The organism is Streptomyces sp. NBC_00090, from assembly GCF_045160815.1.
GTDB lineage: Bacteria > Actinomycetota > Actinomycetes > Streptomycetales > Streptomycetaceae > Streptomyces.
This window is the reverse complement of sequence record NZ_CP108224.1, coordinates 670,026-694,233: the sequence shown is the minus strand read 5'-3', so window position 1 is coordinate 694,233 and position 24,208 is coordinate 670,026. Positions and strand designations below refer to the sequence as shown.

20 protein-coding genes and 1 riboswitch are annotated in these 24,208 nt (G+C 72.1%); of the genes, 3 read left to right on the top strand and 17 right to left on the bottom strand.

The features are described 5' to 3' along the window. Window positions 1–34: 34 nt before the first annotated feature. The 14 genes from acpS to OG361_RS03025 form a co-directional block, all read right to left on the bottom strand. The gene (gene acpS / locus OG361_RS03090; RefSeq protein WP_405851723.1) at window positions 35–523 is read right to left on the bottom strand and encodes a holo-ACP synthase; all 489 of its coding nucleotides are present in this window, start codon (window positions 521–523) and stop codon (window positions 35–37) included. Window positions 524–579: 56 nt separating this feature from the next. Next, window positions 580–1,956, bottom strand: coding sequence for a S8 family serine peptidase (locus tag OG361_RS03085; RefSeq protein ID WP_405851722.1), 1,377 nt, complete (start codon window positions 1,954–1,956; stop codon window positions 580–582). Between the two features lie 30 nt (window positions 1,957–1,986). Next, window positions 1,987–3,576 carry an amino acid adenylation domain-containing protein gene (locus tag OG361_RS03080; RefSeq protein WP_405851721.1) on the bottom strand — a complete coding sequence of 530 codons (1,590 nt, stop codon included), beginning with the start codon at window positions 3,574–3,576 and terminating at the stop codon, window positions 1,987–1,989. Then, window positions 3,573–4,133, bottom strand: a complete 561-nt coding sequence (locus OG361_RS03075) for an RBBP9/YdeN family alpha/beta hydrolase (protein ID WP_405862032.1) — start codon at window positions 4,131–4,133, stop codon at window positions 3,573–3,575. Before OG361_RS03075 ends, OG361_RS03080 begins: the two co-directional genes overlap by 4 nt. Before the next feature lie 64 nt (window positions 4,134–4,197). Beyond that, on the bottom strand, window positions 4,198–4,479 hold the full coding sequence (locus tag OG361_RS03070; RefSeq protein ID WP_384559564.1) for an acyl carrier protein: 282 nt from the start codon (window positions 4,477–4,479) through the stop codon (window positions 4,198–4,200). 7 nt (window positions 4,480–4,486) lie between these two features. Further along, a complete protein-coding gene (locus OG361_RS03065) occupies window positions 4,487–6,028 on the bottom strand; it encodes a coproporphyrinogen-III oxidase family protein (RefSeq protein WP_405851720.1) in 1,542 nt (513 codons plus the stop codon). Window positions 6,029–6,050: 22 nt separating this feature from the next. Beyond that, window positions 6,051–6,344, bottom strand: coding sequence for a ferredoxin family protein (locus OG361_RS03060; protein ID WP_384559560.1), 294 nt, complete (start codon window positions 6,342–6,344; stop codon window positions 6,051–6,053). A 72-nt stretch (window positions 6,345–6,416) separates the two neighbouring features. After that, the gene (locus OG361_RS03055) at window positions 6,417–7,502 is read right to left on the bottom strand and encodes an aminotransferase class IV (RefSeq protein ID WP_405851719.1); all 1,086 of its coding nucleotides are present in this window, start codon (window positions 7,500–7,502) and stop codon (window positions 6,417–6,419) included. Then, window positions 7,499–8,761, bottom strand: coding sequence for an acetyl-CoA carboxylase biotin carboxylase subunit family protein (locus tag OG361_RS03050; protein ID WP_405851718.1), 1,263 nt, complete (start codon window positions 8,759–8,761; stop codon window positions 7,499–7,501). Before OG361_RS03050 ends, OG361_RS03055 begins: the two co-directional genes overlap by 4 nt. Continuing rightward, window positions 8,755–9,948 (bottom strand): hypothetical protein, encoded by a 1,194-nt coding sequence (locus OG361_RS03045; RefSeq protein ID WP_405851717.1) that lies wholly within the window; start codon window positions 9,946–9,948, stop codon window positions 8,755–8,757. The genes OG361_RS03050 and OG361_RS03045 overlap by 7 nt, the downstream gene beginning before the upstream one ends. Then, a complete protein-coding gene (locus OG361_RS03040) occupies window positions 9,936–11,177 on the bottom strand; it encodes an MFS transporter (RefSeq protein ID WP_405851715.1) in 1,242 nt (413 codons plus the stop codon). The genes OG361_RS03045 and OG361_RS03040 overlap by 13 nt, the downstream gene beginning before the upstream one ends. Then, entirely contained in the window at window positions 11,177–11,761 is a 585-nt protein-coding gene (locus OG361_RS03035; protein ID WP_405851714.1) for a bacilysin biosynthesis protein BacA, read from the bottom strand. Before OG361_RS03035 ends, OG361_RS03040 begins: the two co-directional genes overlap by 1 nt. After that, the gene (locus OG361_RS03030; RefSeq protein ID WP_405851713.1) at window positions 11,758–12,993 is read right to left on the bottom strand and encodes a branched-chain amino acid aminotransferase; all 1,236 of its coding nucleotides are present in this window, start codon (window positions 12,991–12,993) and stop codon (window positions 11,758–11,760) included. The genes OG361_RS03035 and OG361_RS03030 overlap by 4 nt, the downstream gene beginning before the upstream one ends. Further along, window positions 12,986–14,173: a DUF6421 family protein gene (locus tag OG361_RS03025; protein WP_405851712.1), complete on the bottom strand. Its 1,188-nt coding sequence runs from the start codon at window positions 14,171–14,173 to the stop codon at window positions 12,986–12,988. Before OG361_RS03025 ends, OG361_RS03030 begins: the two co-directional genes overlap by 8 nt. Before the next feature lie 511 nt (window positions 14,174–14,684). Between OG361_RS03025 and OG361_RS03020 the strand changes: the two genes are divergently transcribed. Beyond that, a complete protein-coding gene (locus tag OG361_RS03020; protein WP_405851711.1) occupies window positions 14,685–15,899 on the top strand; it encodes a S8 family peptidase in 1,215 nt (404 codons plus the stop codon). Between the two features lie 113 nt (window positions 15,900–16,012). Continuing rightward, a complete protein-coding gene (locus OG361_RS03015; RefSeq protein WP_405851710.1) occupies window positions 16,013–17,701 on the top strand; it encodes a glycosyl hydrolase family 8 in 1,689 nt (562 codons plus the stop codon). 15 nt (window positions 17,702–17,716) lie between these two features. Here the strand turns inward: OG361_RS03015 and OG361_RS03010 are convergent, their stop codons facing one another. Together OG361_RS03010 and OG361_RS03005 are read right to left on the bottom strand one after the other, a co-directional pair. After that, complete coding sequence (locus tag OG361_RS03010; RefSeq protein WP_405851709.1) at window positions 17,717–18,874, bottom strand: phosphoribosylaminoimidazolecarboxamide formyltransferase; 1,158 nt, start codon at window positions 18,872–18,874, stop codon at window positions 17,717–17,719. Between the two features lie 34 nt (window positions 18,875–18,908). Further along, window positions 18,909–19,003, bottom strand: a riboswitch (ZMP/ZTP riboswitch). An 87-nt stretch (window positions 19,004–19,090) separates the two neighbouring features. Beyond that, window positions 19,091–20,536: a glyceraldehyde-3-phosphate dehydrogenase gene (locus OG361_RS03005; protein ID WP_384559540.1), complete on the bottom strand. Its 1,446-nt coding sequence runs from the start codon at window positions 20,534–20,536 to the stop codon at window positions 19,091–19,093. 136 nt (window positions 20,537–20,672) lie between these two features. Here OG361_RS03005 and OG361_RS03000 point away from each other — a divergent pair, with 136 nt between their 5' ends. Next, a complete protein-coding gene (locus OG361_RS03000; protein ID WP_405851708.1) occupies window positions 20,673–23,564 on the top strand; it encodes an AfsR/SARP family transcriptional regulator in 2,892 nt (963 codons plus the stop codon). Here OG361_RS03000 and OG361_RS02995 read toward each other — a convergent pair. After that, entirely contained in the window at window positions 23,561–24,076 is a 516-nt protein-coding gene (locus OG361_RS02995) for a helix-turn-helix domain-containing protein (RefSeq protein ID WP_405851707.1), read from the bottom strand. The two genes, OG361_RS03000 and OG361_RS02995, sit on opposite strands and share 4 nt — an antisense overlap. Between the last annotated feature and the right edge of the window lie 132 nt (window positions 24,077–24,208).

Genomic DNA, 24,208 nt, shown 5'->3' with positions numbered 1-24,208 from the left:
CGGTCAGGGGGTGCGGCCCCGGTGCGGCCCCCGGTCAGCCGGCCGGGAGTCCGGCCGGGAGTCCCGCCACGAAGGCGTGGGCCAGGGTGCGCGTGTGGGTGAGGGTGATCAGCCAGGTCCGTACGCCCGCCTCCTCGGCCAGCGCCGCGGCGCGGCCCGTCAGCCGGAGCGACGGGCTGCCGGACGGGGCGCGCACCACCTCGACCTCGGTCAGGACCGAACCGGTGAGGCCCACTCCCAGCGCCTTCAGGACCGCCTCCTTGGCGGCGAAGCGCACGGCGTACCGTTCGGCGCCGTCCGCCGGGATGTCGCAGTACGCGCGCTCGCCGGGTGTGAACACCCGTGCCGCGAAGCGTGGTTGGCGGGCGAGGACCGCCCGCATCTCGTCCACCTCCACCAGATCCGTGCCCACGCACAGGACGGGCCTGCCGACCAGGCCGTACGCCGCCGAGGCCGAGGCCTCACCGATCGTGGCGAGTTCTCCGGCGACGGCGGTGTCGCCGCCCGTGGGACCGATCATCATGCCGACAACCAACTCTCTTGCTCCGTCCGGCGATCGGCGGACCAGGTGCCGAGCCGTCACCCATGATGGAGCATGCGCGCGGTGAGCAGGCCATGGCCCACCGCGTGGTTCGGGCACACCCCACCGCAGTCGTCCCCGGTGATCGAGCGCCCCTCGGTGACCGGCAGGCAGGCCTCCGCCAGGTCCGCCGTCCGGAGCGCCCGGCCCTTGCCGATGCCCTGCTGCACGGCGAGCGCCGCCACCCCGGCCGCGTAGGCCGTCGCCCCCGAGGTCCCGCTGGAGACCAGCCAGCCGTCGTCGGGTGCGGTCCCGTCGTAGGCGCTGTTCCGCCGGTCGAAGAGGCAGCCCGGCTGCGTCGGGAACACGATGTAGTTCCCGTTGGGCAACATCCCGCAGGGACCGGACAGATCGGGCACGGCCCGGCCGGGGAAGACCGACGACCGGTAGCTGGAGGCGAGGTCGGAGGCGCGCAGCCCGCCGTCCGGGCCGACGTGGACCCCGCCGACCGTGAGCGCCCCGGGCGTGGCCACCGACTGGAACATGGCGGTACGCCGGTCGGTGGAGCCGTTCCCCGCGGCGAACAGGACCGTGATGCCCCGCCGGACCGCGTCGGCGACCTCCAGGTGCAGATGTGGCTCCGCCCGCAGGGTGCCCCAGCTGCACGAGATGACGTCCGGCGCCAGCTGTACGGCCCGCTGGAACGCGGCGAGCGGGAAGGAGAACGCCTCGCCCGCCATCTTGACCATGGTCAGCTCCACCCCCGGGGCGACCGCCAGGAGCAGCGCCGACATCGCCGTGCCGTGCCCCCGTTCGTCGGCCTCGGGGTCGAGCGGGGCGAGCGCCGGGACCACGGAGGTGGTGTAGCCGTGCGCCCGGTGGTGCGGATGGTCGTAGAGACCGGTGTCCACCATCACGACCCGGACCCCGTCACCCCTGATGCCGTCCGCGTGCAGCCGGTCGGCGCCCGCGAGCCGCGCAGCGTCCTCGGGCAGCCGCAGGTGCCGGTCGCTCGGCGGCAGCGGGGGAGTGGCACTCGCCGCCAGCTCGAACCCCGCCCGGGGCGCCCGGACCTCGGCGACGAGTTCGGGGTGCGGGCGGGACCTGAGCGGTCCGGCGGCCACCGGCTCGTACCGCACGGACTCCCGGATGTACTTGTTGCGTACGGGCCGCACGGGGCTGCCGAAGACCTCCGCGAGGAGCTCCACATCGCCGCCGACGGTGAGTCCGACATCGGTGCGCGCCTCGACGCGCAGGCCCTCGCGGGCGTACGCGTCGGCCAGCCGGTCGATCGTGGCGGGCTCCGGCAGGAACTCCTCCACCGGATGCCGCAGGAGCAGCGCCGGGTCGTCGCCGAGCGCGAGCCCGGTGGCCGAGCGGGGGACGACGGTCACGGCGCCGTACCGCTCGAAGCGGGCGAGCTCCTCCTCCACCATGCGCTGCCTTCCCTTCCCTTCGCGTGTGCGCTACTTGTTCGCGAGTTCCCGCAGGCGGCTGCGGTCGAGCTTGCCGGACGGCGTCAGGTCCACGTCCCCGTCGGCCAGGAAGTCGATCCGGGCCGGGAGCATGTAGTCGGGCAGCCGCAGCGCCAGCTCCCGGCGGAGCTCCGTCTCGTCCGGAAGGGAGTCGCCGGCGTCCCGCCGCCCCAGGACGAAGAGGGTGATCGCCTTTCCCGTCACGGGGTGTTCGGCCGGCACCGCGCAGCAGTCCGTCACCCACCGCACGGCGAGCGTCGCCGCCTCGACCTCCGACAGATGGACGAGGTTGCCGTTGATCTTCAGGGCGTCGTCGCGCCGGCCCAGGAAGACGAGGGCGCCGTCGCCGCGCCGCCACACGTAGTCGCCGGAGCGGTAGAAGCGCTCGCCGCCGGCGCCCGGCGGTTCGACGAGGGCCCGCGCGGTGCGCTCCGGGTCCCCGCAGTAGCCGACCATCATCTGGGGCCCGCCGATGAGCAGTTCACCGGTCTCGCCGTCGGGAACGGGCCGGAGCCCGTCGTCGACGACGAGGAGGTCGACCGAGGGCAGCGGGCCGCCGATCGGCAGGAACTCCTCCTCGTACCCGGCGATGTCGTCGGTGAGGAAGAGCGTCGCGCTGTGCGTGGTCTCGGTCGGCCCGTACCCGTGGACGTACGTGAGCCCCGGCACCATCGCGGCGAAGGCGCGCAGCACCGACACCGGGCAGGACTCGCCGCCGAACCAGAGCCGCCGCAGGGAGCTCAGGTCGCGGCGGCCCGCGTCGCTGAAGCGGCCCACCAGCATGCGGATCACCGAGGGCACGAGCAGGGTGTCGGTGATCCGCCACTCCTCGCACGCCCGGGTGATCTGGGTGGGCATCCGCAGCCGGGGCAGCAGATGGACGGTGCCGCCGACCAGGAAGGTCGACCAGAGGTCGACCACCGAGGCGTCGAAGAAGAGCGGCGCCACGTTGAGGTAGCGCATGTCCTCCTCGAAGCCGACCACCCGCTGCACCCCGTCGAGGAGGGCGCACATGGCCCGGTGGCTGATCACGACACCCTTGGGGGAGCCCGTCGACCCCGAGGTGAAGACGACGTACGCGTGGTCGTCGGGGGCGCGGCAGGCCAAGTCTGCGGCGCGGACGTCGGTCTCGGCCCCGGGATCCCACCACTCCCCGTCGGGCTCCGCGGGGAGCTCTCCGCCCACCGTCACGACGGTGCCCGCGGGCGCCCCGTCGAGCAGGCCGCGATGCTGGGGGTGGACGAGCGTCACGGTGGGTTCGCACATGCCGAGCAGCAGCGCGACCCGCGCCGACGGCAGTGACTCGTCCAGCGGGACGTACCGGGCGCCCAGCCGCAGCGCGGCCCACATGACCGTCACCGAGGCGACGGACTTGTCCATCACCATGGCGACGGTCGAACCCCGGCCGACACCGTGCCCGGAGAGGAGGTCCGTCAGCGTCTGCGTACGCCGGGCCAGGGTCGCGTACGAGACCCGCTCGCCGGAGTCCAGGTCCACCACGGCCGTGGCCGCGCTCTCGCGCCGGCCCTCCAGGAGCTCGTCCGCGAACCGCGGGGCGGTGCTCCCGCCGCAGTCGCTCATCCTTCCTCCCGCCAGGTCGTGGGGTCCTCCAGCCGGCGCCGGATCGCGTCCAGCAACTCCGGGAAGGTGTCCATCTGTTGGTCGTACGAGCCGAAGTGACCCAGGCCGTCCATCACCGTGAAATCGCTGCCCGTCAGGCCGTGCAGCTCCTCGGCGACCTCGAAGGGGACCCAGGGGTCGTCCTTCGAGTGGAACTGGGCGATGAAGCGCTGGTTGCCCCGGATCGCCTCCCAGTCCCACGGCCGGTCGAAGAAGCCGCTGCGGCGCTCCAGTTCGAAGCCGCAGTCGGTGTGGTGTCCGGCGACGGCGAAGGTGCCGAGCAGCGGGGCCGTCTCGGCGTACCGGAAGGCGGCGAGCGCCCCGGACGAGTGCCCGACGATCACCGTGTTCTCGTCCGGGCGGATGACGTCCGTGAGGTACGGAAGCCAGTACCGCATCCGGCCCTTGATGGGATCGGGGAAGGTCTCGGCCACCACGTGGTGGCCGAGGGCCTCCAACTCCCGTCGCAGGTACGGGAACCAGATGCCCTCGACGCTCGCCCCGGCGTTCCCGTGGATCAGGACGATCCGCGCGTCCGCTCGTGAACGGGACCCGGCCGGGGCCGGGCCCGTCGTGGCGATCTCAGACAGGGGACACCTCGTCGTCCAGGAGCTCTTCGAGGAGCCCGGAGAGGGAGCCCAGGGTGGCGAAGTTCTCCACCGTGAGCAGCTCCGGTTCGAGCTCGATGTCGTAGTACGTCTCGAAGGCCAGGGTCAGCTCGATCATCTGCGTCGAGTTCAGCGACAGCCCGCCGTTGAAGAGCGGGGTGCCGGACGTGAGGTCGACCCGCTGGTGCGGGAAGATCTCGGCGATGACCTCGCGGAGGTCGTTCTCGATGTCCGCCTGGGTCTTGCGGTCACTCACCCTCGGTTCAGCTCCTCTCCGGCGCCGCGGGGGTCTCGTCCTGCGTCTTGGGCGCCTCGTCCGCGGTCTTGGGACGGGTCTGCAGGAAGAGCGGGGTCCGCGGGATGTTCTGCTGGTCCTGGTGGAAGGGGTTGCGCTTGTTCTTCAGCGAGAGGTACATGGTGCGGCGGGCCCGGGCCTTCTCCTCGTCGGAGTAGAAGAGGAAGGCGATGTTGCCGGCGTTCTCCCGGCCCACCTCGGTGAGGGTCAGCTCCTCGTCGGTCTCCACCGCGTAGCCGCCCTCGACCAGCCAGTCGACCTCCCGGCGGTACTTCTCGAAGTTGGCGACGTCCTCCTTCCGGACGGTGCCGAAGACCGGGAAGAAGACCATGACGCGGTTCTCGACCTCGTCCTCGCTGCAGATCCGGCCCTGCTCGATGGGGAGGACACCGGCCTCCACGTCCCGCATCCACCGCTCCACGTCGGTGTGGTTGCGGTAGCTCCGCTCGCCCATGTAGTTCTCGGCGGCCGGACCGATGCCGAGGGTGTAGCTGGCGCGGTAACCGTTGCCGCCACAGGCGTGGTTGAGGCCGATCTCGCCCGGGTCGTCCAGGTGGGTGAAGAAGTTGATCAGGAGCTGCTTGTCGTAGCCGTAGGCCGCGAGCCCGTCCTTGATCTGGCGGTACTGGACCCGCTCGATGCTGCCCGAGGGCTTGACGTCGGCGACCTTCCCCGCCCGGATCTGCTGGTCGAGCCGCGTCCCCTCCCACTGGTTGAAGCGGTACGTCTGGACGAAGCTGGGCCGCAGCTCGGCGCAGATGCCCTCCAGGTCCCGGGCGAGGACCTCGTCGTCCTGCCCCGGCAGGTTGTACATCAGGTCGAGCGCGAAGGTGCGGATCCCGGCCTTGCGGATGTTCTCGGCGGTCTGGTGGACCTGCTCGACGGTGGCCTTGATGGTCAGCTTCCGCCGGATCTCCTCGTCGAGGGTCTGCACGCCGAAGGAGATGCGGGTGATGCCGAGCGACTTGAGCATCTCGATGTAGCCGTCCTTGGAGAGCCCGAGCGGGCTGCCCTCCAGGGAGATGCCGTCGACCTCGCTGAGGTCGAACTCGCGGTGCACGGCCTCCAGGATGTCGGCCATCGACTCCTGCTCCAGCGCGGAGGGGGTGCCGCCGCCGAACTGGACGTACTTGACCTTCGTCCCCTGGAAGTACTTCGAGCGCGCGTTGCGCTCGATCTCCTTCACCATCGCCCTGACGAAGCGCTTCTGCCGCTCGCCCTGGTACTTCGCCGCGGACTCCTTGAAGCACGCGCAGAAGTTGCAGAACGCCTCGCAGAAGGGGATGTGGAAGTAGAGCAGGATGTCGGTCTGCTCCGGGTGGGACTGCCGGTCCAGGAAGGAGAAGTACTCCGCCTTCTTCGCCTCGTCGTCGAGGGCGTCCTGGAAGCCGCAGATCTTGGGGTAGAACCAGGTGACGTTGGTGCGCTTCTCGGGGCTCTCGAACTCGTCCTTCAAATAGAAGTTCGAGTCAAGGCCGAGCATGAAGGGGTTCTCGACGTGGGTCGTCATGGCCTCGGTTCCCGTTCTCTGATCAGGAAGGCTGGCTGGCGGGCTGTCCCTTGGGACCCCGGCTCTGGTCGAGCACCGGGTAGGTGGCGCTCATCTCTCCGTTGATCTCGATCCACTGGAGCTTCTCCTCCGGCAGGTCGACGTCCGCCCAGATCGCCTCGGGCGGGCACTCGGCGACGCACGCGTTGCAGTCGATGCACTCCTCGGGATTGATGTAGAGCATGTCGGGGCCCTCGTGGAAACAGCTCACGGGGCAGACGTCCACACAATCCGTGTACTTGCAGCCGATGCACTCGTCGGTGACGACGTACGCCATCTCTTCGCTACCTCCGCGCTCTTCGTTCCCGGCCTCTTCGCCGCGACTCGTGTCACAGGGGGTGTGACGCCCTCACGCGTGGACCGGAGCGACCTCGGTCACCCGGCGCATCCACCCGAACCGGTCGACCGCCCCGCCCCGGTGGACGGACGAGAGCAGCTCCCGGAAACGCGTGGTCACGGGCCCGGCCGCCTCGCCGAGCCGGTGCTCCTCGCCCTCGTGCCCCAGCCCCGTCACCGGCACCACGCCGACCCCGGTGCCGGTGGCGAAGCACTCGCCGACCGTGCCGTCCGCGATGCCCTTGAGGACCTCGGCCAGCTCCACCTGCCGCTCGACGACCCTCGTCCCGGAGTCGCGCGCCAGCTTGACGACGGAGTCGCGGGTGATGCCCGGCAGGACGGTCCGGTCCAGGACCGGCGTGGTCAGGACCCCGTCGATCACGAAGAAGACGTTCAGCCGCCCGATCTGCTGGACGAAGCGGCCCTGCGGCCCGTCGAGCCACAGCACGTGGTCGTAGCCGTAGTTGGCGGCGATCTCGCCCGGGACGACGCCCGCGGCGACCGTGCCGGCGACGTTGACGTCACCCGTGCCGCCGGGCCAGGCCCGGACGTAGCCGTCGAGCGTCATCGCCCGCACCGGGCTCCCGGCGGCCGCGGCGGGATCCGCCACCGAGGCCAGCACGTAGAACAGGCAGTCGTCGGCCGGGGCCGCCGAGAGTCCCGTCCCGTCGGCGGCCAGCACCGCCCGCAGGTCCAGGGTCGCGCCCGGCTCCTCGGGCAGCCACCCCTGGTCCAGCTCCACCAGGGCGCGTACGGAGCTCCACACCCGGTCGAAGTCGACCTGCGGCAGGGCGAGGCGCCGGGCTCCGTTGTTGAGCCGCTTGATGTGACTGTCGGGACGGAACACGGAGACGGTCCCGTCCGCCATCCGGTGCGCCGTGAACCCGTCGATCACGACCTGCCCGCCGTGCACGGCGGCGGCGGTGGGCCGCAGCGCCGGGATCGCGTCGCGGTCGGCGACGGTCAGCCCCTGCCAGCTGCGGCGCTTCCCGGTCCGCATGAAGAACGCGTGGTCGGTGAGGATCGCCCCGGTGGACGAACCCGCCTCCGGCCGGGGGCGAGGGGTGCTGGTCGGCGTGACGACCAGTTCGTTGCTCATGCGCGGACACCTTCCTTTTCCTTGAGTACGGGGCGCTGGGTGCCGGTCGCGCCGGCGGCCGCGATGTCGACCTCGACCTCGGTGAGGACGGAGGCGACCAGCCGTTCCACCCGGTCGAGGTCTCCCTCGAAGTGGAGCCGGGCGACCCGGTTGCTGAAGATGTCGGCCGGGTCGAGGACCGTGCCCGGCTCGGCCTCCGGGACGAGCCCCCGGAACTCCTCGGCCCGGAGGAACGGCTCGGCACCGGAGAGCGTCCCGGCGAAGGGCCCGGGACGGTCGGTCGTGACGAACGCCAGACCCGCGCTCACCGGGGAGAGGGGGCCAGGCTCGTGCCGCACGCCCCGGGCGGCGTCCACGGCGGCGGCGCACAGGTCCACCCCGGGGCCGGCGAGCACCAGTTCGGGGATGCAGTCGCCGGCCAGCCGGGCACCGACCTCGATCAGCACGGGCCGGCCGCCGCGGTCGATCCGGGTCTCGATGTGGAAGGGGCCGACGGTCAGGTCGAAGGCCTCCACGACCCGCCGGGCGAACTCCTCCAGGAGCGCGCCGTGCGGGGAGTGCGCGGGGGCGGTGGCGATGTGACCCGTCTCGAAGAAGTCGGGCGGGTCCGAAAGGAACTTGGTGGTGACGCTGGCGACGTGCGGACCGGCGCCGTCCACCCAGCCGTCGAGGGAGAACTCCGGCCCCTCGACGTACTCCTCCACCAGCGCGACCCGCCGGGGGCTGGGATGGAACTTCACCTCGCCGGGCCGGTGCACGGCCGCCAGGGCGCGCTCGTACTCCTCCGCGTCGCGGCAGAGACTCACCATCAGGCTGCCGCCGCAGTCCACCGGCTTGACCACCACGGGGAACGGCAGCGGGCAGGGGCCCGCCGACTCGGGCGCGACGGGCACCGAACGCGGGAAGGCGATGTCCCGTTCGGCGCACCGCCGGCGCATCACGTCCTTCTGGCGCACCGCCTCGGCGGCCTCCGCGCCGAGCGCCGGCAGGCCCAGCGTCCGGGCCAGCTCCGCGCTCTCCGGCACGACGTACTCGAAGCCCGCGACGACCCCGGTGGGCCGGGCCCCGGACTCCTCGACGCGGCGGAGCAGGCCGGGCACGCCGAGCTCGGGATGCCAGTCGACGACGGTCGCGCCCGCCGTGACCTCCGGCGGCAGCAGCTCGGGGAACTGGGTGGGGATCAGACAGGGGATGCCGGCCCGTACCGCGCGGGCGGCGAGCCGCACCCCGGCGGAGAGGGGCTGGACGACGATCAGCACGGGATGACCTCCGATGACGCTCCGGCGAGGAACCGCTCGTCGTCCCCGAGGAAGCTCCAGTCGGGTGCGGGCGTGGGCAGGTCCCGCTCCGAGCGGGACATCAACAGGGTGCGGCGGGGGCGGAGTTCGGCGCCCCGCAGGGACTTCGCCCGGTAGGAGGTGACGCCGAGGTGGACGGCGTCGAGGCCGCGCGCGAGGGCGAGCCGCAGCGGCTCGTACACGGTCGCCTCGAAGTACTCGCCACTGGCTCCGTGCCCGCCCGCGTAGTCGCAGCCGAACACCCGCATGTGCAGCGTCCGGCCGTGGACGATCCCCAGGGCGAAGGCGGCCGGGCGGTCCTTCTCGTCCACGACCTCCGTGATCACCACGTTGTCGCTGGACTCCTTGCTGCCGGACCCGTCGTCGCCGGGGCCCTCGTCGTCGGAGCCGATGCTCAGACATCGGTGCAGGTACCGGAGCGCGCCCTCCTCGCTGAGCTCCTCACCGTGCCGGACCTGCACCTGGACGACGAGCGGCGCGTACCGCTCCAGGTCCGCCGGATCGGCCGTGAGGCTACGGGACCGGTAGCCGCCGGCGGCGAGCCGCCGCAGATCGCGGCGGACCAGCGACCGCCGCGAGGCGGGCAGCGCGGCGACGTGCTCCTCGAAGCCCGCGCCGCGCGGGCGGACCACCGCCGTGGGCAGACAGGGCGTGGCGACGGTGGCGAAGCCGGGCAGCGCGGCGAGCTCCCGGGCCTCCTCGTCGGGCAGGTACCACCAGGACACGTGCCGGGCGCCCCGCTCCTCGGCCCGCTCCAGGAGGCGGTCGCAGAGGGCGGTCAGGAGCCGGCCGCGGTCCGCGCCGGAGAGCCCGGGACGCAGCTGGATCCGGTTGTCGTAGCCGGTGCGCGAGCCGGCGAGGACCTGCACGTCCGGGGTGTAGCCGAGGAGCGTGGCCTCGTTGTAGAGCGGATTGCTGTCGCCGCCGGACGCCGTGTGGAAGGGGACGAGGGCGCCGGTCGGACCGGTCTCCCCGTCGTGGCCGACGAGGTACTCCGTACGGAAGCCGCGGTCGCCCTCCTGGGAGACCGTCCAGCGGCGCGAGGTGTAGAACCCGCCCTCGTCGAGCCATGACTCCTCGGCCCCGGAGGCGTCGAGCCGGGCCCGCTCGCCCACGGTGAAGGATGTGCAGGGGGTCAGCCGGTCCATGCCTCGTCCCGCCTCTCGGTCGTGTACGTCCCCTTGGCGAGGATCCAGGTGGCGACGACGCTCAGCACGGCGACCAGCGTGGCCGCCGTCGGAGCGCTGGTGAAGAGCAGCAGGAGCGCGGCGACGCCCGAGCCGATGGGGATGGTGCCGAACGCGAAGGTGCGGTAGACGGCGTTGACCCGGCCCAGCATCCCCTCGGGCGACACCAGTTGACGTCGGGTCAGGGCGTGCACGTTGTAGAACGCGATGGCCGCGCCGTACACGAGCATCGCCACCATGAAGCCCGCGGCGCCCCAGAGGCCCAGGCCGAGCGACCAGAGCGCGGCGAGCAGCGCCGCCTGGGAGACCAGCAGGGCCCACACCCAGGACCGGGCGCCGTCCCCGCCGCCGTACCGGGCGGTGGCCCTGGCGCCGATCACGCTGCCGACGCCGGCCGCGCTGAAGCCGAAGCCGAGGAAGGTGACGGAGTGGTCCGTCTCCTGCACCACGGCGATGAACAGCACGCTCAGGGCGACTTGTTCGGCCAGGTTGAACAGGGCGCCGGACGCGACCAGTCGGCGCAGCGGGTCGGAGGCGGCCACGGCGGCGAAACCGGCCCGGATGGAGGCGTTCTCCCGGGTGGCCCGGTTCCGCGAGGGCTTCCGGCGCATCCGCAGCGCCGCCCCGCCGAACAGGTAGGAGACGGCGTCGAGGGCGACGGCGAGCACCGGTCCGAGACCCGAGACGATCAGGCCTCCGACGGCCGGCCCGGCGGTCTGGGAGACCGCGTTGACCGCCGCCAGCTGACCGTTCGCGCGGGTCAGCTCCTCGGTCTCGACGGTGTCCGGTACATAGGCGAGCAGCGAGGTGTCGAAGAGCGCGGTGAACGCTCCGAGCAGCATCGCCGCCGCGAAGAGCATCGTGTAGTCCAGCCACGCCGCGGCGGCAAGCACCACGACCAGGAGCAGGACGACGGCGCGTGCGAAGTGGGACAGATAGAGCAGCGGCGCGCGGTCCCGCAGATCCGCGAGCCTGCCGGCGAAGGGCGTGACGACGAGTACGGGGACGAACTGCGCGCCGCTCAGCAGGGCGATCTGCGAGGGGGAGGCGCCGAGGTCCACCGCGGCGAGGACGGGCAGGGCGACCAGCGTCAGCTGCGAGCCGGCCGAGGAGACGGCCTCGCTCGCCATGAGGGCCCGGAACGCGGCGGGCAGGCGACGGCTCCCGGCCGCCGGTGTGGTCTTGCTCATCAGGACGTTCCGCTCCCCGGGCCGTCGGGGACCTTGCCCGCGTGGAGGGTGAAGACCATCGGGACGGGCCCGAAGTTCTCGACGACCCGCAGGCCCTCGGAGTCGGCCGCCCGGTCCGTGGTCACACAGGCGTCGAACTCCCCGGCGGCGCACAGGGCGGCGGCGCGGGAGTTGCTGCTGGCGAAGGAGACGGTGCCCCGGTCGGCCACCAGACAACTGGGGGCCGGGTGGGAGACGATCGTGGCGACGTCGGTCTGGCCGGGACGGCCGGCGAGGACCATGTCGTGGGTGTCCAGGATGAAGCTGTCGACCATCTCCAGGCGGTGCAGATTGCCGAAGACGAGGTCGTGGAGGCGCGGGTAGACGGCGCAGGCCAGGATGGCCTCGGTGCCGTCGAAGGCCATGACGTCGAGCCCGTCCTCCACCTCGGAGTGGAGCACGACCGTCCCGGCGAGGTCCCGCTCGGCGAACCAGTGGTGGGCGGCCTTCTCCAGATTGGTGCCGGAGGGGCCGAGGGTGTGGATCCTGGCGACTCTCGACAGTGTCCGGTCGCGGTCGGCCGTCAGTCCCGTGCTGACGTTCATGCGTGTCGTCCCCCGCTTCGGTCTGCGTGCGCGCCGTCCGCCGGCGCTCCGGCCTCGGTCCCGTCCCCGGCCGTGTCGATCCGGAGCAGCCATCCGTGCTTGTCGGGCGTACGTCCGTGCTGGACGTCCAGGAGGGCGTTCCGGAGCCGCCCGGTCACCGGACCCTCCCGGCCGTCGCCGATGGTCAGGTCCTCGTCCCCGGTGCCGAGGCGGCCCACGGCGACGACCACGCCGGCGGTCCCGCAGGCGAACATCTCGGTGAGACGGCCGGAGCGGATGCCGTCGCGGACCGTGTCGATCGCGGCGGGCTCCTCGGTGGCGCGCAGACCGAGGTCCCCGGCGAGGGTGAGCAGCGAGTCGCGGGTGAGGCCGCGGACGATCGTTCCGTCGCAGGGGGGCGTGGTCACCCGTACGCCGTCCTCGTCGTCCCAGACGAGGAAGACGTTCATGGTGCTGAGCTCCTCCACCCAGCGGCGCTCGATCCCGTCGAGCCACAGGACCTCGGCGTACCCCGCGGCCTGGGCCCGGGTACGGGTCAGCAGTCCGGCGGCGTAGTTCCCCGCGCACTTCGACTCGCCCGTGCCGCCGCGTACGACGCGGACGGTCTCGGTGGCGGTGGAGACCGCGAGCGGCCGGAAGTCGTTCCCGAAGCAGGGGTCGGCGGGGTAGGCGAGGAAGACGCAGCGGGCGCGCCGCGAGGGCTTGAGCCCCAGGTCGGCCTCGGTGCCGAGCAGCAGGGGCCGGAGGTAGAGGCTCTGCCCGTACCCGCCGGGCACCCAGGCCTCGTCGGCTGCGACGAGGGCGGTACAGGTCCGGGTGAACAGCTCGGCCGGCATCTCGGGCATGGCGAGCCGGGCGGCCGAGAGCCCCAGCCTGCGGCCGTGGTCGGCCGGCCGGAAGAGGGACACCGAGCCGTCCTCGGTGCGGAAGGCCTTGAGTCCCTCGAAGACGGCCTGCCCGTAGTGGAGTCCCAGGGTCGCCGGGTCCATCGACAGCATGGCGTAGGGCTCGATGGTGGGTTCGGACCAACCGGTGTCGGCGTCCCACTCCACGACGGCGACATGGCCGGTGGAGTGGCGGCAGAAGCCCGGGTCCCGGAGGACGGCCGCGGGCGGTTGCGGTGTCGGTGTCGGTGTCGGTGTCGGTGTCGGGCCGGACGTCGCCGTGGGTGGAGTCGTGGGTGGCGTCGGGCCGGTCGGGTCGGGCGCGCGGCCCTTCGGTATCTCAGACATGGACCTCGGCACCCCACAGACCGAGCGGCGCCAGCGGGCCGCCGTACCGGTGGGGCTTGGTCTCGGGGCGCCGCAGCAGCGTCTCGTACAGGAAGTCGGTGGCCCGCGACCTGTAGGTCTCGTCGTCCTCGATCGTCTCGATCTCCTCGATGAGGGCGACGAGTTCGCGGACGCTCTCCACGATCTCCGCCTTGGCGCCGAGGCGGCGCCGGCCCCGGCCGTCGTCGGTGAAGAGGCCGTGCGCGGCGAGCCAGGTGCCCAGCGCGAAGCCGGTTCCGGCGTCGAAGTTGCGCAGCGGTTCGGGCTGAGCCGGGTAGCGGAAGAGACGTTCCAGCAGGATGTACTCGAAGACGACGGGCCCGAACGGCACTTCCTCCTCGAAGCAGGCGATCGCCGACTTCATGTCGACCTTGAGCTCCTCCAGGAGGCCGGGACGCCACTTCGTCTTCAGCGCCAGGTGCTGGTCGAGCGGGCGGGGGCCGGTGTGGTGGAAGTAGTCGTGCAGGTAGCCCCAGACGCACCGGGCCTGGTACACGTCCTCGGGGTCGAGCCCCACGGAGAGCAGCCGGCCGTCTCCGGCGAACGGCGAACCGGGGCCGCAGAGGCGGTCCGTGATGCCCAGGGTCTGGGCCCAGATGTCGACGTGCCGGTTGAAGAAGAACCAGGCGAAGTTCTGGTGCGTACAGGGCGTCGCCGCCGGAACGTTCTCCGGGAAGAACACCACGCAGTTGCCCTCCCGCAGCCCACGGGAGGCGGACAGCAGGCGCGTCGACTGGAAGACGGCCTTGGGGTGCGGATAGACGGACTGGAGGTGGGGGGTGCAGTCGGGATCCTGCCGGACGACGGAGAACGCCTCGATGTGGACCTCGTGGCGGTCGCTGTTGGGAAGGACCACGGGCCCGACGAACGCGGCCGCCTCTCCGTCGAGCGGGGCGGGCACGGTGTCCCGGGTGGCGTCGAAGTGCGGTGTGCCCTCGCACCCGGAGTCCCGCCAGGCGGTCAGATCGGCGAGTGTGGCCGATATCTGACGCCCCGACAGAAGACCGGTCAGGCCCTCGACCGTTCTGAGGAGATCGCCCAGCGCCTCGCTCGTCTCCCCGCTCTCCTCGCCGCTCCGCACCCTCCGGATGCGGTCGACGGCGGGGACGACGTGCCGTTCGAAGTCCAGAAGTCTGGCCACAGTACGCGGACCCACTACACCCCCCACAGTGATGGTTCCCCTGCGCGGAGCCGTTGACTCCGCTTGTTCACGCTGACGCAAAACCACTGCTGATCGGGGACGCTAACATCCCAACTCGCTCTCGAACAATGGATGTTCGGATTTCACATCGCCGCCTCCCCGACCTGCGGAAACGCGATCCGGTTCCCGTCGTGGGTGGCGTCCTGTCGCCGTCGGGCCGCCGTCGGCGCCGAGCGGCAGGGGGTGTTCGGGTGGCGACCCCTGCCCGATGACGGGTGTTTTCCATGGGTTCGACAGGGATTCGATTGCCGGAGTGTGGCGGATGCGTGACGGGGTGTGGCAGATGCATGACAAGTCCTCAACTCCCTTGAGCGGCGCCCGTGGAGCGGACAGGCTGTTGATCACGCCGGATCGCCCCACACGGCTCCCGGCGGTGCGTGTGACCGCACGCGCCCCCCACAGTCGCGCCGCCCCACATCAGGCGCGACGCCGAAGAGGAGGACTCCCTCGCATGGCACTCCCGCAGCACACCAAGGCCCGCCTCGCGCTGACCGTCTCCGCCGCGACCGCGGCCGCCCTGCTCGGCACCTTCGCCGCCGTCCCCGCCCAGGCGGCACCCGCCGAGGGCGTCGTCCTCGCGGCCGGTTCGGCCGACGCGGTGCCCGGCAGCTACATCGTCACCCTCAAGCAGGGCGCGGGCTTCAAGGCCGCCTCCGCCAAGGGCCGGAACCTGATAGCCGGTTACGGCGGCACGGTCCGCAAGACCTTCGGCTCCGCCCTCAACGGCTACACGGCCACCCTCGGTGAGGCGGAGGCCCGCCGCCTCGCCGCCGACCCGGCCGTCGCCTCCGTCGAGCAGAACCAGGTCTACCGCGCCGACGCGACGCAGACCAACGCCCCCTGGGGCCTGGACCGCATCGACCAGGCGAACCTCCCGCTCTCCGGCACGTACACGTACCCCGACACCGCCGGCAGCGGCGTCACCGCGTACGTGATCGACACCGGCGTCCGCATCTCGCACTCGCAGCTCGCCGGCCGGGCGGTGAACGGCTACGACGCGGTCGACGGCGACTCGGTCGCCCAGGACGGCAACGGTCACGGCACGCACGTGGCCACCACCATTGCGGGATCCACGTACGGCGTGGCCAAGGCCGCGAGGATCGTGGCCGTCCGGGTCCTCGACAACAACGGTTCCGGCACCACCGCCGGCGTCATCGCGGGCATCGACTGGGTCACCTCGAACCACGCCGCGGGGGCCCCGGCCGTCGCCAACCTCTCCCTCGGCGGCGGCGCCTCCACCGCCCTCGACAACGCGGTGAAGAACTCCATCGCGGACGGCGTCACCTACGCCGTCGCCGCGGGCAACTCCGGTGTCAACGCGGCCTCCACGTCTCCCGCCCGCGTCGCCGCCGCCATCACGGTCGGCGCCACGAGCAACACCGACGCCAAGGCCGGCTGGTCCAACTACGGTTCGGTCCTCGACCTGTTCGCCCCCGGCGTGTCGATCACCGCGGGCTGGCACACGAGCGACACGGCCACGAACACGATCTCGGGCACCTCGATGGCCACCCCGCACGTCGCGGGCGCCGCCGCCGTCTACCTCGCGGGCCACGCCTCCGCCACTCCGGCGCAGGTCGCGACCGCCCTGGTGAACGGAGCCACGCCGAACAAGGTGACCAGCCCGGGCAGCGGCTCGCCCAACCGCCTTCTGCGGCTCGTCCCGTGACGCGCACGTGACCGGTCGGGGGTCTTGCGCGGACCCCCGGCCCTCTCTACCCTCGCGGCTCAATGGTTAGGAAAACTTCCTAACGAATGAGCCGCGAAGGAAAGGGAGTTGTCATGCGTCGACGAAGCGTCTCGCTTCTCGGGCTCGCCGGACTGCTGGTGCTGCCCCTGACGTCGATCCCCCAGGCACAGGCGCACCCCCAGGCGCAGCCGAGCGCACAGGAACGGGCGGCCGCCGCCGACGGCCTGGTCTCCGCCGGAAAGCCGGTGACGGCCTCGTCCGTCGAGGCGGCCGGTCTTGAACCCGCCCGGGCGGTGGACGGCAGCGCCACCACCCGCTGGGCCAGCGTGGAGGGCGTCGACCCGCAGTGGCTCCGGATCGACCTCGGGGCGACGCACACCGTCTCCCGGGTGAAGCTCACCTGGGAGGCCGCCTACGGCAAGGCCTACCGCGTCCAGACCTCGCCCGACGGATCGACCTGGACCGACATCCACTCCACGACCACCGGCGACGGAGCCGTCGACGACCTCGCGGTCTCCGGCACGGGCCGGTACCTCCGGGTGTACGGCACCACGCGCGGCACCCCGTACGGGTACTCCCTCTGGGAGGTCGAGGTCTACGGCGCCCCGACCGGCGGCGGCGTCCCCGGCGGGCCGGCCGTTCCCTTCGGCAGCCACCTCAGGCCCTACACCGCCGGGACGCTCAAGCCCTCCGGCGCCCAGGCGACGATCGACCAGAAGGTCGTCGAGTACTACGACAAGTGGAAGGCCGCCTTCGTCCGGCAGAACTGCGGCAACGGCTGGTACCAGATCATCTCGCCGGACGCCGACCACCCCTACGTCGCCGAGGCGCAGGGGTACGGCATGGTCATCGCCGCCACCATGGCCGGCGCCGACCCCGACGCGAAGAAGATCTTCGACGGGCTCGTGAAGTGGAAGATCGACCACCCGTCCTCGATCAACCCGAACCTCCTCGCGGCCGAACAGGACGCCTCCTGCAAGAGCGTCAACGGCGGTGACGGCGCCACCGACGGCGACATGGACGTGGCGTACGGTCTGCTCCTCGCCGACAAGCAGTGGGGGAGCGCCGGCGCGTACGACTACAAGGACCTCGCGCTCAAGCACATCGCCGCGATCAAGAAGGACGAGCTCAACCCGACGACCAAGCTGCTGAAGCTCGGCGACTGGACCAGCTCCGGCGACCAGTACTACTACCTGTCCCGCACCTCGGACTGGATGGTCGACCACTTCCGCGCCTTCCGTACGGCCACGGGCGACACCGCCTGGGACGCGGTCCGCAGTGCCCACCAGACGCAGATCTCGCGCCTCCAGTCGACGTACGCCTCCGGCACCGGGCTGCTGCCCGACTTCGTCATCGACACGAACACCACCCCCCGGCCCGCCACGGGCCAGGTCCTGGAGGACCCCAACGACGGCGCGTACTGGTGGAACGCGTGTCGTACCCCCTGGCGCATCGCGGACGACGCGGTGACCAGCGGGGACGCCACGTCACTCGCGGCCGCGCGGAAACTGAACGGCTGGATCAAGACGAAGACCGGCGGCGACCCGAACAAGATCGCCATCGGCTACAAGCTCAACGGCACCCAGATCTCGGCGGGCAGCGAGGCCGCCTTCTTCGCGCCGTTCGCCGTGGCGGCGATGACCGACCCGTCCAGCCAGGCCTGGCTGGACGCCCTCTGGAACAAGATGCTGGCGACTCCCGTCGACACCAGCAGCTACTTCTCGGCCAGCATCCAGCTCCAGGTCATGATCACGGCCTCGGGGAACCACTGGGTCCCGTAGGGGACGCCCCGCCGATCAGTGGTGGAAGAGCCTCAGCCCGGTGCGCGCGAGCGTGATCCCGTGCTCGCGGCAGGCGTCCTCGACGTCGGTGGAACGGATCGACCCACCGGGTTCGGCGATGGAGGTGACGCCGTGCCGGTGCGCGTGGTCGACGTTGTCCCGGAAGGGCAGCGCGCCGTCCGAGGCGAACGCCACACCGGTCAGCTCCGCGAGCCACTCGCCGCGCTGCTCGTCGGTGAGGTCGGGGGCGGGCACGGACAGGGCCCCGGACAGGCGCGCGCGCTCGTCCGGGGTGAGGTCGCCCTCGACGAACCGGATCTGCCAGTTGATCCGGTCCTGCCGGCGGATGCCCGGCCGGAAGGCGAGCGCGCGGACGGCGGGGTGGCGGCGCAGCCACCACGTGTCGGTCTTCGCGCCCGCCAGCCGGGTGCAGTCCACCCGGGACTGTTGCCCGGCGCCGATCCCGAGCGTCGCCCCGCCGCGTACGTAGCAGACGGAGTTGGACTGGGTGTAGCGCAGCACCGCGAGTCCGAGCAGCAGGTCCTCCGCGGCCGCCGGCGTCAGCGCGCCGCACACGACGTCGTCGAGGAGGGCGGGGGAGATGGGCAGGTCGTCGCGCTGCTGGGTCAGCCGCACGCCGTACACCTCCCGGGCCTCGTGGCTCGGCGGGGTGAAGCTCTCGTCGGCCTCCATGACGAGGAAGCGGCCCCTCTTCTTCGCGCTCAGGGTCGCGACCGTGCCGGGAGCGAAGCCGGGGGCGATGACACCGTCGCAGACCACGCGGCTCAGCAGTTCGGCGAGTTCGGCGTCGACCGGGCGCGAGACGGCGGCGAAGTCGCCGTAGGAGGACTTCGGATCGGCGTCGCGGGCGCGCAGGTAGGCGCTGGTCAGTGCTCCGACCCGGTCGCGGTCGACGCCGTACAGCCCGGCGGTCACCTCGTCGACGGGCCCGGCCACCGCCGCGCCGGCGGGCGAGACGTGCTTGAAGGAGGCGGCGGCCGGCCGTCCCAGGACGCGGCTCGCCTCCCGGACCAGCTGCCAACTGTTCAGCGCGTCGAGAAGGTTGATGTAGGACGGGCTGCCGTTCACCACCCGGACCGGCCGACTCCCGGACGCCACCGGCGCGGTGGTCGCCTCCCGCTGCTGGGGGTTGATTCCGTAACGCAGTTCCATCTCCAGGCCTCCTGGGTCAGCGGGACATCACTGACGCAGGCGCCCAGGCGGTCGACGCGCACGCGGGAAAGACGGGGGTGACTGCCGCTCCCCGGTGGTGATCCACCTTCGCCAGTCGCGGCCGGGCACGATGCTACCCGTACGGAACGACGACGGCGCGCCGCACCCCCCGTGGGGGAAGTGCGGCGCGCCGCCGTGCTGTTGGCGCCGGGAGGATCAGACCGCCGGAGCCGGGAAGGTCGGGTACTCCACGCCGGAGACGTGCTGCACGACGCGGATGACCTGGCACGAGTAGCCGAACTCGTTGTCGTACCACAGGTAGAGGATCGCGTTGTCGCCGTCGACCTTGGTCGCGCCGGCGTCCACGATCGACGCGTGGCGCGAGCCGACGAAGTCCATGGAGACGGCGTCGGGGGCCGTGGTGAAGTCGATCTGGCGCTTCAGCGGCGAGTGCAGCGAGACGTCGCGGAGGTACTCGAGGACCTCCGCGCGGGTGGTCTCGCGGCCCAGGCGCAGGCTCAGGATCGCGATCGAGACGTCCGGCACCGGCACGCGGATCGAGCTGCCGGTGATCGGGGCCTTGAGCTCCGGCAGCGCCTTGGCGACGGCCGAGGCGGCACCGGTCTCGGTGATCACCATGTTGAGCGGCGCGGAACGGCCGCGGCGGTCGGCCTTGTGGTAGTTGTCCAGCAGGTTCTGGTCGTTCGTGAACGAGTGGACCGTCTCCACGTGGCCGCGCAGCACGCCGTACTCGTCGTCCATGGCCTTCAGCGGCGGGACGATGGCGTTGGTGGTGCACGAGGCGCAGGAGAGGATCTGCTCGTCCGGCTTGACCGTCTCGTGGTTGACGCCGTGCACGATGTTCGGCACGTCACCCTTGCCGGGCGCGGTCAGGACGACCTTGTCGATGCCGGGGCGCAGGTGCTTGGAGAGGCCCTCGCGGTCGCGCCACTTGCCGGTGTTGTCGATGAGGATGGCGTTGTCGATGCCGTACGCCGTGTAGTCGACCTCGGAGGGGTCGTTGGCGTAGATCACCTTGATCGTGTTGCCGTTGGCGACGATGGTGCTGTTGGCCTCGTCGACCGTGATCGTGCCCTGGAACTGGCCGTGGATGGAGTCGCGGCGCAGCAGCGAGGCGCGCTTCACGAGGTCCTGGTCGCCACCGCCGCGGACGACGATCGCGCGCAGGCGCAGACCGTTGCCGGAGCCGGCCTTCTCGATGAGGAGGCGGGCGACGAGGCGGCCGATGCGGCCGAAGCCGTAGAGGACGACGTCACGCCCGTCACGGCGCTCGATCTTGTTCTCACCCGTGGCACCGGCGACGGCCTCGGCGGTGAAGTCCGCCACCGAGAGACCGCGGTCGTCGGTCTTGTACTCGGCGGCCAGCATGCCGATGTCGATCTGGGACGGGCCCAGGTCGAGGGTGGTGAGGGTCTGGAGGAACGGGAGCGTCTCGGTGACCGAGAGCTCCTCGCCGTCGATCTGCCGGGCGAAGCGGTGGGTCTTGAGGATGCTGACCACCGACTTGTTCACCAGGGAGCGGCTGTGGACCAGGACGGTTATGTCCTGCTCCCGGTGCAGCTTCCCGATGATCGGGATCATCGACTCCGCGATCTCCTCGCGGTTCTTCCAGCTGGTGAACGAGTCGTCATTGACAGTCACAAGTTTATCTTTCGAGCTAGGCGGCGCTCATATGGTAACCCCCGGCCGGTTTGATCAATCAAGGGGTGCCGAACCGTACGATGGACGGCGTCGGGATCCGCCGCAGAGCGGGCCCGCCCTACCTTGATGCGGGGGCATGGTGGTGAAGTTCGGGCTGCTCGGTTCACTCGTGGTCCACGACGGGACGGAGCCGCGGCCGGTCACCGGCCCCAAGGTCCGCATCCTCCTCGCCGCACTGCTCCTCGACGCCGGCCGCACCGTCCCCAGGGACACGCTCAAAGCGGCCCTCTGGGGCGACTCGGTCCCCGCCAGCGCCGACGCCTCCCTCGCCAACCACCTCACCCGGCTGCGCAGGGTCCTCGCGGACAGCGACGGGACCGCGGTCACGGGCCGGGCCGCCCCGGCCGACGGCGGGACCGAGGGACGCCTGCGCACCGTGGCCCCCGGCTACCGGCTCCACGTCCGCGAGGGCGAGCTCGACGCCGACGTGTTCGAGACCCGGATCCGGGCCGCCCGGCAGGCGCACGAGCGGGAGGAGTGGGAGGCCGTCCTGCGCGAGACCGCCGCCGCCATGAGCCTGTGGCGCGGCACGCCCCTGGCGGACCTGGCCCCCTTCTCCGAGACCGAGGGGCCCGCCCTCCGCGTCCACCAGCTCCTGGAGGCGCGCCTCCAGGCCCTGGAGTGGAGCTGCGACGCCGAGCTCCACCTGGGACGGCACCACGACCTGATCCCCCAGCTGACCACCCTCGCGGCGGAGCAACCGCTGCGCGAGGGGTTCCACCAGCGGCTCATGCTGGCCCTGCACCGCTCCGGCCGCCAGGCCGAGGCCTTCTCCGTCTTCCACCGGCTGCGCCGGAACCTGGTCGACCAGCTCGGTACGGAACCGGGAGCCGCCGTCCAGCAGGCCCACCAGGAGGTGCTCGCGGGAGCCCCGGCACCCCGCCCGCGACCCCGCCCCCGACCCCGCCCGGAGCCGGCCCGCCCGCCCTTCCAGCTGCCCTGCGAGGGAGAGGCCTTCACCGGCAGGGAACCGGAGGCGGCGGCGCTGCGATCCCTGCTCACGGCGGATGCGCCCTCCCGGCCCGTGGTCATCTCCGGCATGGGAGGTGTGGGCAAGACCGCACTCGCCGTCCACGTCGCCCACCGCGTCCGCGAGGCCTACCCGGACGGCGCCCTCTTCGCCGATCTGCGCGGCTACTGCGTCGGCGGCGCCCGCACGGCCCACGAGCTGCTCGCCCGCTTCCTGTCGGACCTGGGCGTACGCCACGACAGCCTGCCCGACGACACGGACGACCGGGCCCTCCTCTTCCGGACCGCGCTCGCCGAGCGCCGCGTGCTGCTCGTCCTCGACAACGCGCGCAACGCCGCCCACGTGGCCGCTCTCCTCCCGGCCGGCGGCCCCAGCGCGGCCCTGATCACCAGCAGGCAGCTGCTCGCCGACCTGCCCGGCGCCGTCAAGGTCCCCCTCGCCCCGCTGGCGGAGTCCGACCAGCACGCCCTCCTCGCGAGGCTCTGCGGCGAGGAGCGCGTACGGCGCGAGCCCGAGGCCCTCGCCGACATCATGACCGCGTGCGGGGGCCTGCCGCTGGCCCTGCACATCGTCGGCGGCCGGCTGGCGTCCCGGCCCGCGTGGCCCCTCGCCCTCCTCGCCAAGCGGCTCACCCCCCACCAGGGCCGGCTGGAGACCCTCGCCATGGGCACCGTCGACGTCCAGCGGACCTTCGCGATGAGCTACGTGGCCATGCGCGACAGCGACGAGCCCCTCGAACGCGAGGCGGCCAGGGCCTTCCGGCTGCTCGGCCGCCTGTGGGCGGGCCACCCCGTCACCCCGCAGGCCACCGCGGCGCTCCTGGACGTCACGGAGGTCCGCGCCGCCGCCCTCCTCGACGTCCTGGCCGACGCCCACCTCCTCCTCGACCCGGAGCCCGACCGGTACGCCTTCCACGACCTGCTCGGCGAGTACGCGGCGCAGCGGGGAGAGGAGGAGGAGACCCCGGAGGACCGGCGGGCCGCCGTCCTGCGCATCCTCTCCTGGTACGTCGAGGCCGTCGCGGCCGCGTCCCTCGCGGCCACCGGCGAGACGCAGTCCCCGCCGCCGCTGGACGCCGAGGGCCGGGGCGGCGGCCTGACCCCCGTGTCGCTGCCGGAGTTCGCCGACGACGACGAGGCGATCCGCTGGAGCGCGCGGGAACTCCCCGCCGTCCAGGACGCGATCACCCTCGCCGGGGAGCTGGGCCGCTCCGACATGGCCTGGCGGCTCGCGGTGGGCCTCTTCGGCTACGCCGCCACGCACTGGTGGACGGGGGAGTGGGACGCCTGCCTGGAGCAGGCGATGGAGATCGCGCGCGCCCGGGACGACCGGCTCGGGCAGGCCTGGCTGCACCGGCGGATGGCCGTCGCCCACGGCATGGCGTTCCGCAACGACGCCTGTCTCGAACACCTCGGGACGGCCCTGGAGTTCTTCACCCAGCGCGGCGACCTGGCGGCCCGGGCCTCCATCCTCGGCAACCTGGCCGCCGTGTACCTGCAGATGGAGGACGCCGATCAGGCGCTCGTGCACGCCGAGCTCTCCCGCGACCTGTACCGGATGAGCGGGAACGCGCGCGGCGAGGCGATGATCCTCAGCAGGATCGCCGAAGTCCGCAAACTGGTCGGCGCGTTCGACCTGGCGGCCACGGAGTTCCGGCGGGTCATCGACCTACTGCGCGGCAGCGGCCACTGGGTCTTCCTCGCCACCGCCCTCACCAGCTACGGCGACATCCTTCGCGGACTCGAGCGCCGCGACGAGGCGTTCGCGGCCCTGTCGGAGGCCCTCGGCATCCGCCACCGGATGAACGACCACGGCGGCACCGCCGACTGCCTGGTCTTCACGGCCCGCGCCCACCACCACTTCGGGGAGTGGACGGAGGCCCGGACGACCTGGGAGACGTGCCTGGAGCTCGCGCGCAAGCACCATCTGACCAAGCGGATCGACGAGTGCCTGGCGGGGCTGGCCGACCTCCCCCCGGACGTGGCGAGCGCCCCCTAGACCCGCCGGGCTCCGCCGCCGGCTGCCGTGGAGCGTGCCACGGCGACCGTGATGAGGCTGCCGACGAGCACACCGGCCGCGGAGACCAGGGCCAGCGAGCGGGCGTCGGACGGCCGGAAGGGCGAGGGGCGGGACGGGCGGCGCGTCGGCGCGGGTCCCGTCACCGCAGAGGCCGGCGAGGGCGCCGCCGCGTCCCGCAGGCACCGTTCGAGCTGGTCGAGGAGCGGCTGCGGGTCCCGTCCCGCGGCGGCGGCGAACTGCTCGATCGCCACCCGGGTCGGCAACTGCTTCTGGTTCAGGAACCGTTCCCAGGAGGACCGGCTGTAGTGCGTGCGCTGTGCGAGGCCCGCGTAGCTGAGCTCCTTCGCCTCCTTGATCCGCCGCATCTCTCCGGCCAGCCGGTCCCATGGGCTCGCCCCGCCCACGATGCACTCTGCCCCGCCGTCCGCTCGCATGATCTGACCCTCCGGTTCCGGGATGTCCTCGTCACCGAGGATTCTGGTACCGGCCACCAACAGGCGATCAACGAGCCGCCAACGCCACCCCCTTGGTCCGTTGCCGAAGCTAGCAGCGGGTCCCGGGGCGCCGGCAGCCCGGAAGGCCGTCCCGGCCGTACCCGGGACGGCCCGGGACGGACGGGGACG

Coding starts and splice junctions, on each gene's coding strand:
- OG361_RS03000 (WP_405851708.1), top strand. CDS start 20,673: ATGGTGGTGAAGTTCGGGCTGCTCGGTTCACTCGTGGTCCACGACGGG.
- OG361_RS03055 (WP_405851719.1), bottom strand. CDS start 7,502: ATGAGCAACGAACTGGTCGTCACGCCGACCAGCACCCCTCGCCCCCGG.
- OG361_RS03035 (WP_405851714.1), bottom strand. CDS start 11,761: ATGAACGTCAGCACGGGACTGACGGCCGACCGCGACCGGACACTGTCG.
- OG361_RS03060 (WP_384559560.1), bottom strand. CDS start 6,344: ATGGCGTACGTCGTCACCGACGAGTGCATCGGCTGCAAGTACACGGAT.
- OG361_RS03030 (WP_405851713.1), bottom strand. CDS start 12,993: ATGTCTGAGATACCGAAGGGCCGCGCGCCCGACCCGACCGGCCCGACG.
- OG361_RS03085 (WP_405851722.1), bottom strand. CDS start 1,956: ATGGTGGAGGAGGAGCTCGCCCGCTTCGAGCGGTACGGCGCCGTGACC.
- OG361_RS03020 (WP_405851711.1), top strand. CDS start 14,685: ATGGCACTCCCGCAGCACACCAAGGCCCGCCTCGCGCTGACCGTCTCC.
- OG361_RS03045 (WP_405851717.1), bottom strand. CDS start 9,948: ATGGACCGGCTGACCCCCTGCACATCCTTCACCGTGGGCGAGCGGGCC.
- OG361_RS03010 (WP_405851709.1), bottom strand. CDS start 18,874: ATGGAACTGCGTTACGGAATCAACCCCCAGCAGCGGGAGGCGACCACC.
- OG361_RS03065 (WP_405851720.1), bottom strand. CDS start 6,028: ATGACGACCCACGTCGAGAACCCCTTCATGCTCGGCCTTGACTCGAAC.
- acpS (WP_405851723.1), bottom strand. CDS start 523: ATGATGATCGGTCCCACGGGCGGCGACACCGCCGTCGCCGGAGAACTC.
- OG361_RS03080 (WP_405851721.1), bottom strand. CDS start 3,576: ATGAGCGACTGCGGCGGGAGCACCGCCCCGCGGTTCGCGGACGAGCTC.
- OG361_RS03015 (WP_405851710.1), top strand. CDS start 16,013: ATGCGTCGACGAAGCGTCTCGCTTCTCGGGCTCGCCGGACTGCTGGTG.
- OG361_RS03040 (WP_405851715.1), bottom strand. CDS start 11,177: ATGAGCAAGACCACACCGGCGGCCGGGAGCCGTCGCCTGCCCGCCGCG.